The following is a 9,367-nucleotide window of genomic DNA, read 5'->3' on the forward strand; positions in this document are numbered from 1 at the left end:
TAATGACCAATGACCAATGACTAATAACCAATGACCAAAACAAAATTAACAGATAAGTTTGTATCAGCATTAATCTACGCTACCCACCTTCATGCCAACCAAACCCGCAAAATTAGCGGCGTTCCATATATAGCGCATTTACTGAGTGTAGCAGCACTGGTACTAGAAGTTGGAGGCACAGAAGAAGAAGCGATCGCTGGATTACTGCATGATAGTATCGAAGACCAAGGTGGAAAATCCACCCGTGAAGAAGTCCGTCAACTTTTTGGTGAGACAGTCATAGCCATAGTTGATGGTTGCACAGAATGCGATAGTGAACCCAAACCACCTTGGGAAGAACGTAAACAAAGATACTTAGCCAACTTACGTCATGCTTCGCCCTCAGTCCGGCGAGTCTCGCTTGCAGATAAGCTGCACAACGCCCGCTCATTACTCACCGACTATCAACAACAAGGTAGCAACATCTGGAGCCAGTTTAAAGCCGGTAGAGAGGGTACTTTATGGTTTTATCGACAGTTGCAGCAAATATACCATGAAACAGGTTCAGATTGGATGACACAGGAGTTTACGCGAGTTGTTCAAGAACTCGAACAGAAGGTAATAGGGAATAGGTAATTGCTTTCTACCATTACCAATTACCCATTACCAACCCCCAAAATATGATAAATGTTTAAGCGGACATGACATTACGAATTACGAATTACGAATTACGAATTACATTTGTACCCTTGCTCGGTATGATATTTAATTTGCAAGCATTTACCAAAAAAGAAATTTAGCTATGACTCAGAACTACCGAATTACCCTACTTCCCGGCGATGGTATTGGCCCCGAAATTATGGCAGTGGCGGTAGATGTGCTGAAAGTCGTAGGGGAACAATTCGATATTGGGTTTGATTTCTCAGAAGCTTTAATTGGCGGTGCAGCAATTGATGCTACTGGCGAACCTCTACCAGCCGCTACCTTAGAAACTTGTCGCAACAGTGATGCTGTATTACTCGCCGCCATTGGCGGTTATAAATGGGATGCTTTACCCTCCCACCAACGCCCAGAAGCAGGCTTATTAGGACTACGCGCCGGCTTAGGTTTATTTGCCAACTTACGCCCTGCCCAAATTTTACCCCAACTAATCGACGCTTCCACCCTCAAGCGGGAAGTCGTGGAAGGGGTAGATATTATGGTGGTGCGTGAACTCACAGGCGGAATTTACTTTGGCAAACCCAAGGGAATTTTTGAGACTGAGACGGGAGAGAAACGCGGTGTCAATACAATGGTTTATAGCGAATCAGAAATTGACCGAATTGGGCGGGTAGCTTTTGAAACTGCACGCAAACGCCGGGGTAAACTTTGCTCAGTTGATAAAGCCAACGTATTAGAAGTATCACAATTGTGGCGCGATCGCATCACCAAACTTTCCCAAGAATACCCAGATGTGGAACTCTCCCATCTATATGTAGATAATGCCGCTATGCAGTTGGTACGCGCCCCCAAACAATTCGACACCATCGTTACAGGTAACTTATTCGGCGATATCCTCTCCGATGCCGCCGCCATGCTCACAGGTAGTATTGGGATGTTACCCTCCGCTAGCCTTGGCGCATCCGGGCCGGGAGTGTTTGAACCAGTCCACGGCTCCGCCCCAGATATCGCCGGACTTGATAAAGCCAACCCCCTCGCCCAAGTTTTGAGTGCAGCGATGATGTTACGCTACGCCCTAGACCAACCCAAAGCCGCCGACAAAATAGAACAAGCCGTACTACAGGTTTTAGAGCAAGGCGATCGCACAGGCGATATAATATCAGCAGGTATGAATCTCTTAGGTTGCCGAGCTATGGGTGACTCATTAATAAAAGCTTTAGAAAAAAATAATCTTTCATGAAAAATCGCCAAATTGGCAACCAATTCTAGATGTTTCGGCTAAACTGTTACCAAAATCTAGCAATCACACACATAACACAATAGTGTACGCTTTAAAACAAGAACAAGGAAAAGTTAATCCCACTGCCCCAAGGAGCCATTCCCCTTTGATTGATCCAGCCATCATCAGAGCTGCGGGGCAAATTTACTACATCCACTGTGAGGTACATCCAGAAATTGTTGGTCAGCCTTCAGGCGTAGCAATTAACCGTGTCACTCATCGGGGTAAAGTAATTTTTACAAGTCAGCCCGTACTCTTACCACAAGAATGTTTTGTGCCATTAAGTCAAATTGAATCCTATCTGTACTAGTCAGTTGTCATTAGTCAGTGGTCAGTTGTCAAGAGTAATACTCGACATTCAGCAAAAGATCAACGACAAATGACTCAGAACTTCAGACAAATGACTTATGGATACTTTGATAGTTACCCTGGCGAGTGTGTTTGTTTTCGCCTTGGGTGCGTCTATTGGCAGCTTTATTAACGTGGTAGTTTATAGATTACCTGCTGGCTTATCTCTTCTGTGGCCGCCCTCTCGTTGTCCCCATTGTTTAAAGGCGCTCAAAGCCTATGATAATGTGCCTGTTCTAGGTTGGATATGGTTAAAGGGACGATGCCGTTATTGTAAAAGTCCTATTTCTTGGCGTTACCCTGTGGTGGAAACTGCAACAGGGATGATTTTTCTCCTCATATTTTTTATATTTAAAGTTTCTATTATTACCATAGGTTATTGGATATTATGTAGCTGGTTGTTAGCATTAACCCTGATTGACCTAGATACTATGACTCTACCTAGTCCCTTAACTAAGTCGGGGTTGGTATTAGGGTTAATTTATCAAATAGTCATGGGATATACTAACGAAGCCAGCTTGTCAGGAATAGCTAGGCATCTGATGATGGGGATAGTTGGGGCAGTATTAGGCTTGTGGTTATTTGATGCGATCGCTCTATTAGGTATCTTCCTACAAAAAGAGGCAATGGGTGCAGGAGATGCCAAACTCGCCGCCATGATGGGCGCATGGTTAGGTTGGCGATACTTGCTCCTAGCTGGATTTATAGCCTGTGCAGTAGGCGCATTTGTAGGAATTGCAGCCATTATCCTGTCAAAACGCAAATGGGGGCAAAAAATCCCCTTCGGCCCATTCCTCGCTTTAGGAACCTTTATTACCCTACTGGGTGGTAAACCAATATTAGCTGCTTATTTAGGCTTGTTCTTTTAGGGAAGAGGGGACAGGGGACAGGTGATAGGGGACAGGGGAGTAATTATTTTGGTGGGCAATGCCCACCCTACAACTTACCCTCCCACTATGTTAGGACTTACGCAACTGGCATATTTTTTCTGTAAGATCGGTTTTAGATTTAGCACAACAGTTTCCATAAAACCTTCTTCGTGCCTGGGTTGCTCACATCAATTACCTGTAGTTAAAAGTCTAGCAGAGGTAAATCATATAGCTACTGATAAAATTTGTCAACTGTCAACTGTCAACTGTCAACCGTCATATAATGACCTTACCCTATTCCCCTAAATGTAACTTTCATTACCCAATTGACACTTGACATTTTGATAATATTAGCTTGTGACTTGGATCACCCCCTTAACAAGATAGGACTGACGTTGCGGAAATTCTTTGCTTTGGGAGAGTATAAAGATTATACGTAAACTCCTTACCCAAATTTTTGATTTTCGCTTGCTTACGGAAGTCCTCAAAAAGTACCTGTTGGTTAGCGCCACTAAATGTACTAAGATGCTGATGGCTCATCAACTAGCAAGACAAACTTTTATATTTGGAGTAAGGATTCAAGCTGGGGTTGGGGAAAAGCTTCTTGTTGCAGGGTATATATTCCCGTAAGTTTAAGCCGATACATTTACAAGATGTCATGAACCAGACACTTGTATTGGTATCAATATTTTCGTTAAGCTGGCAACCAAAGATCCAAAATTCAGGTCTAAATTGCTTAAACGCGTATTTTGACGATGTAGTCAACAGTCTAGGGTAAAAAGTTATTAGTTAAGCACTAGTGATGATTAACTCCCAAAACTACTTGACTTGTTTTTGACCTTCACTTGAATAAGATAAAAATGGCAAACAACGAAGAATCACGCGGTTTAAAGTCTCTGTTTGATTGGTTCGCAAACCGACGTAAAGCAGGAGCAACTAACCCCGAACGCCAAGAACGTGAAATTGCCGATGGGTTGTGGCACAAGTGTTCTAAGTGTGGTGTATTGACATATACAAAAGACCTCCGAGCCAATCAAATGGTCTGCGTTGAGTGTGGACATCATAATCGAGTAGATAGTGATGAGCGCATCCGTCAATTGATAGACCAAAATACTTGGAGACCGATGGATGAGAATCTCCGCGCTACCGACCCGTTGAAATTCCGCGATCGCAAACCCTATAGCGATCGCCTGCGGGAAATGGAAGATAAACTAGGTTTATTAGACGCAGTAAAAACCGGTTTGGGGCAAATCAATGGCTTACCCATTGCCTTAGCCGTGATGGATTTCCGCTTCATGGGCGGTAGCATGGGTTCAGTTGTAGGCGAAAAAATCACCCGCTTAATCGAACAAGCCACCCAGCGCCATTACCCAGTAGTCATCGTCTGCACCTCCGGGGGAGCGAGAATGCAGGAAGGTATGCTTTCTCTGATGCAGATGGCGAAAATTTCCGCCGCCCTAGAACGTCACAGAGACTCTCGATTACTCTACATTCCTGTCTTGACCAATCCTACCACAGGCGGCGTAACTGCTAGCTTTGCCATGTTGGGAGATATTATTTTAGCAGAACCAAAAGCCACAATTGGTTTTGCTGGTCGGCGCGTAATTGAGCAAACCCTACGAGAAAAACTGCCAGAAGACTTTCAATCAGCAGAAGACTTACTCAAGCACGGCTTTGTCGATGAAATAGTCCCCCGAACCCAGTTAAAAAACACCTTATCCCAATTAATAGCTTTACATCAACCTGTACCTACAACCCCTCCTATGGTGCTGTGGGAGACGATGAGTCTTAGTTCCACAGCTGCGGAATAGATGGCAGATCAGGGAGACAAGGAAGACTATAATCAGCAATTCTTCCTCATCTCCCCCTAACAATTTGACTCTCTTTTAACTAGAGACACTTAATTAAATATAAGTTTGTAGTCAGGACTTTAGTCCTTTCAAACCCAGCAATAGCGCGATAAATCGCTGACTACGAACAACAACTCATTTTATATTTAATTATGTCTACCTACTTATCTTGTCCTTGTTGTTGTATTTTCCAATCTTGAAACCGAATACTTACCTTCTGTTCAAAAACCTACACCCGTCGGCTATTCGTCCTGACAGATGTAGGTTTTTTAAATTGAAAAATTTTCGCAATACATCCATTATCTGTAGGGGCGCACAGCTGTGCGCCCCCACCCATGTATTTGTTACATTCTTGTTTCCAATTGGTATTACCCGTGAAATTTCTTAATAATCTTTATACAAAAAATAAATGATGGGTGTTACTCCTCAGTGCAAAAATGGTATACTGTGCTAAGTAGATGCACCCTGATGATCTGGAGAGCTGCCCAAGTGGCTCTCCTTTTTTGGTTATCAGTTAACAGTTATCAGTTGCTAATGACAACTGACTAATGACTAATGACTTTGGTATAATCGCGAGTCAGTCAACTAATTTAGTTGTGGGGATGGAAAGCAGATGGCAGACTGGCGGGAAGTTAGCGGAGGCGTTACAGCACCAAAAGGGTATCGGGCGACGGGAATTATAGCAGGACTGAAACCTTCAGGGTTGCCAGATTTAGCTTTGATTTTGTCAGATGTAGAAGCGATCGCATCTGGTGTATTTACAACCAGCCATGTGAAAGCTGCTTGTGTAGACTACTGTCGTCAACGCCTACAAGCCAAGCCCAGCGCCCGCGCCATTCTCTGCAATGCCGGACAAGCCAACGCTGCTACAGGTATTGCCGGTATGAAGGATGCCGAAGAAAGCGCCCAGTTATTAGCCAAAGAGTTAAATATTTCCCCCGAATTGATTCTGTTGGCTTCCACTGGTGTAATTGGTCAACGGATGAAAATGGACGCATTACGCAGTGGTATACCGCAACTAGTAGCCTCCCTTTCCCCAACAGGTTCAGATGCAGCCGCCGGGGCAATTATCACTACAGATTTGGTCACAAAATCTATCGCCCTAGAAACAACTATAGGCGATCGCCCAGTCCGCATTGGTGGGATCGCCAAAGGTTCAGGCATGATTCACCCGAATATGGCAACAATGCTAGCATTCGTTACCTGTGATGCCGCAGTTTACCCTCATCTTTGGCAACAGATGTTAACTAGAGCAGCAGAGAAAAGCTTCAATTCCATTACCGTAGATGGAGATACTAGCACTAACGACAGTTTAATAGCCCTAGCCAATGGACAATCCCGCACCCCAGCTATTACTGATATTGGTGTAGAATCGGAAAAATTAGAGGCCATGCTAACAGCAGTATGCCAACATTTAGCCAAAGCGATCGCTCGTGATGGTGAAGGTGCAACCTGTCTCATAGAAGTGGAAGTCACAGGCGCACATGATGAACAAGCCGCTAGACAAATCGCCAAAACCATCGCTGGTTCATCCTTAGTTAAGTCTGCAATCTTCGGTCGTGATCCCAACTGGGGACGCATCGCCGCCGCCGCCGGACGTGCTGGTGTTCCCTTCGAGCAAGAGAACCTACAAATTAAACTAGGCGATTTTTTACTATTAGAAAATGGTCAACCCCTCCCCTTTGACCGCACCGCCGCCAGCGCATACTTGAAACAAGCCGCCGCAGGTGCTTATCTTCAACAAGATACCGTCTTAATTTCCGTCAACATAGGCAATGGTCACAGCACTGGGAAAGCTTGGGGATGCGATTTAAGTTATGACTACGTGAAGATTAACGCTGAGTATACTACTTAGTTAGGGGACTCTTGACTGGGGATTGGGGACTGGGAAGATGAGGGAGATGAGGGAGATGAGGGAGATGAGGAAGTGGGGGAAGCAGGGGAGAATAACAACTGTCACCTGTCACCTGTCACCTGTCAACTGTCAACTGTCAACTGATGACTAACCAAATAAAAAAATGCAAATTACCCAAAGTCTCCATACAGCCATACTCGTCACCAATTTAGAACGGTCAGAAAAATTCTACGGTCAAGTATTGGGATTATCCAAAATTGACCGCTCATTGAAATATGCGGGTGCATGGTATCAAGTTGGAGATTATCAAATTCATCTGATAGTTGCGTCAGATGTACCCACCGACAACCCCAACGAAAAATGGGGACGCAACCCCCACGTTGCTTTTTCCGTCGCCGACTTAGAAGTCGCCAAGCAAGAATTACTCAGTCAAAATTATCCCATTCAACCCAGCGCTTCCGGTCGCCCGGCTTTGTTCACTCAAGACCCAGATGGGAATATTATCGAGTTGAGTCAGCAGTGAACAGTTATCAGTGAACAGTTAACAGTGAACAGTTATCAGTGAACAGTTAACAAAACCTGACAACTGATAACTGACAACTGATAACTGATAACTGACAACTGATAACTGACAACTGATAACTGATAACTGATAACTGACAACTGATAACTGACAACTGATAACTGATAACTGACAACTGATAACTGATAACTGACAACTGATAACTGATAACTGACAACTGATAACTGATAACTGATAACTGATAACTGACAACTGATAACTGATAACTGACAACTGATAACTGATAACTGACAACTGATAACTGATAACTGACAACTGATAACTGACTAATGAAAATTATTGCCTATACATACACTGATCCGCTACTAGAAACTTCTCCTGTGCAGATTAACTGGGAGTGGGAGGTGGAACGGGTATATGAGGATTTGGGTGAGCGATCGCAATTGCAACAATTATTTACTGATTGTCAAACTGAATCTTGCGATTATTTAATTGTACGGCGTTTGGAGGAATTGGGGGATGATTTAGCCCAAGTTAGCGATCGCCTCAATCAGTTGGAAGCTATGGGTATAGAAATCATCGCCACCCAACAAGCCTACAACTCAGCAACTTCGCATCTGCGGGCTGATCTACTGACATTACTCCAAGAAATTCAACGTCAACAACGCAGTCGCCGCATTCGTCAAGGACAAGCCCGTAAACGTCTTGATGCTGCACCGCCTCCAGGTAAAGCGCCTTATGGTTATCGCAGAGGTAAGGATAAATATATCCTTGACCGCAGTACAGCTCCAGTGGTTAAGGATTTTTTTGACAACTTTTTACTTTATAATTCTCTACGGGGTGCTGTTCGTTACTTAGCCAAAAAATATGGTAAGAAAATTTCTGTGACTACTGGTAAGCGATGGTTAACTAATCCCGTTTATCGGGGTGATACTGCTTATCAAAATCAAGAAATTATCTCTGATACCCATACCCCCATTATTTCCAGAGAAGAAGCCGCCCAAGTTGACAGACTTTTACGCCGTAATAGTCGCTTACCCTCTCGCAGTGCTAGCGCCCCACGTTCCCTTGCTGGGTTGGTTGTATGTCATCAGTGTCAGTCACACATGACAGTTACCCGTGTGACTCAACGTCATCAAGATAAGGAGTATCTTTACTTACGTCCTCTTAACTGTCCCCAAAACCCCAAGTGTAAGGCTATTGCTTACCAGGAAATTTTAGAATGTACAATTGCTAAGGTTTGTAGTGAATTACCTTTGGCGGTAGCCGGGATCAATTTTCCCCAATTAGATACAGTTAAGAATAGTTTAAAAGAAGCGATCGCCCATCAGCAAAACATCCTGCAACAGTTACCTAATTTATTAGAAACTGGTGTTTTAGATACAGAAACAGCCAAGTTAAGAACTTACAAACTCCGTACAGAAATTTCTACACTACAAGCAAAATTAGCAACCCTTCCTCCAGTAAATTTGCTATCTGTTGCTCAAGCCGTTTCCCTGCCTCAATTTTGGTTAGACTTATCAGAATCTGAGCGCAGATTTTACTTGCGAGAATTTATCCGTCAAATTGAAATTATACGTCAAAATCAACAATGGGATTTACAAGTAATTTTTATTTTTTAGGGTCAACAGTCAATAGTCAATAGTCAACAGTCAACAGTCAATAGTCAATAGTCAACAGTCAATAGTCAATAGTCAACCACCCTATATCTCCAGTTTCTAAATTTACCAAGAAACTGGGTCTAAAGCCCCGTCCTTCTTGGACGGCTTTGATTATGGTATAATAATTGCGTAGGAGTTTTCCACGTGAAATGATTGTTTTAGAGTTTAAAGTTAAAGGGAAAACAACTCAATATGCAGCCATTGATGAGGCGATGAGAACCTGTCAATTTGTTCGCAACAAAGCTATTCGTTTTTGGATGGATAACCGAGGTGTAGGGCAGAAAGACTTGTATCGTCTTAGCAAGGTTCTCAGACATGAGTTTTCCTTTGTGAAAGCTTTGAA

General features: G+C 43.5%; 8 protein-coding genes and 1 pseudogene. All 9 read left to right on the plus strand.

Going from position 1 to position 9,367, the window contains the following annotated elements:
• The first annotated feature begins 30 nt into the window (after positions 1–30).
• Positions 31–615, plus strand: a complete 585-nt coding sequence (locus H6G83_RS02530; RefSeq protein ID WP_190466425.1) for an HD domain-containing protein — start codon at positions 31–33, stop codon at positions 613–615.
• A gap of 166 nt (positions 616–781) precedes the next feature.
• Positions 782–1,879: a 3-isopropylmalate dehydrogenase gene (leuB, locus tag H6G83_RS02535; protein ID WP_190466428.1), complete on the plus strand. Its 1,098-nt coding sequence runs from the start codon at positions 782–784 to the stop codon at positions 1,877–1,879.
• A gap of 82 nt (positions 1,880–1,961) precedes the next feature.
• Positions 1,962–2,228, plus strand: coding sequence for a hypothetical protein (locus tag H6G83_RS02540; RefSeq protein WP_190466431.1), 267 nt, complete (start codon positions 1,962–1,964; stop codon positions 2,226–2,228).
• A gap of 97 nt (positions 2,229–2,325) precedes the next feature.
• Positions 2,326–3,135, plus strand: coding sequence for a prepilin peptidase (locus H6G83_RS02545; protein WP_190466434.1), 810 nt, complete (start codon positions 2,326–2,328; stop codon positions 3,133–3,135).
• 860 nt (positions 3,136–3,995) lie between these two features.
• Positions 3,996–4,946, plus strand: a complete 951-nt coding sequence (accD, locus tag H6G83_RS02550) for an acetyl-CoA carboxylase, carboxyltransferase subunit beta (RefSeq protein WP_190466437.1) — start codon at positions 3,996–3,998, stop codon at positions 4,944–4,946.
• A gap of 652 nt (positions 4,947–5,598) precedes the next feature.
• Complete coding sequence (gene argJ, locus H6G83_RS02555) at positions 5,599–6,840, plus strand: bifunctional ornithine acetyltransferase/N-acetylglutamate synthase (RefSeq protein WP_190466440.1); 1,242 nt, start codon at positions 5,599–5,601, stop codon at positions 6,838–6,840.
• Positions 6,841–7,003: 163 nt separating this feature from the next.
• Positions 7,004–7,363 carry a VOC family protein gene (locus H6G83_RS02560; protein WP_190466443.1) on the plus strand — a complete coding sequence of 120 codons (360 nt, stop codon included), beginning with the start codon at positions 7,004–7,006 and terminating at the stop codon, positions 7,361–7,363.
• Between the two features lie 329 nt (positions 7,364–7,692).
• Positions 7,693–8,985, plus strand: a complete 1,293-nt coding sequence (locus H6G83_RS02565) for a recombinase family protein (RefSeq protein WP_190466446.1) — start codon at positions 7,693–7,695, stop codon at positions 8,983–8,985.
• Positions 8,986–9,173: 188 nt separating this feature from the next.
• Positions 9,174–9,367 (plus strand): annotated as a pseudogene (locus H6G83_RS02570) (hypothetical protein); the annotation flags it as partial.

Origin of the sequence: Anabaena azotica FACHB-119 (assembly GCF_014697625.1) — a bacterium.
Classification (GTDB): Bacteria; Cyanobacteriota; Cyanobacteriia; order Cyanobacteriales; family Nostocaceae; genus Trichormus; species Trichormus azoticus_A.

Bases quoted from the DNA above. Each gene is read 5' to 3' on its own strand.
- H6G83_RS02530 (WP_190466425.1), top strand. From the start codon at position 31: ATGACCAAAACAAAATTAACAGATAAGTTTGTATCAGCATTAATCTAC.
- leuB (WP_190466428.1), top strand. From the start codon at position 782: ATGACTCAGAACTACCGAATTACCCTACTTCCCGGCGATGGTATTGGC.
- H6G83_RS02545 (WP_190466434.1), top strand. From the start codon at position 2,326: ATGGATACTTTGATAGTTACCCTGGCGAGTGTGTTTGTTTTCGCCTTG.
- accD (WP_190466437.1), top strand. From the start codon at position 3,996: ATGGCAAACAACGAAGAATCACGCGGTTTAAAGTCTCTGTTTGATTGG.
- argJ (WP_190466440.1), top strand. From the start codon at position 5,599: ATGGCAGACTGGCGGGAAGTTAGCGGAGGCGTTACAGCACCAAAAGGG.
- H6G83_RS02560 (WP_190466443.1), top strand. From the start codon at position 7,004: ATGCAAATTACCCAAAGTCTCCATACAGCCATACTCGTCACCAATTTA.
- H6G83_RS02565 (WP_190466446.1), top strand. From the start codon at position 7,693: ATGAAAATTATTGCCTATACATACACTGATCCGCTACTAGAAACTTCT.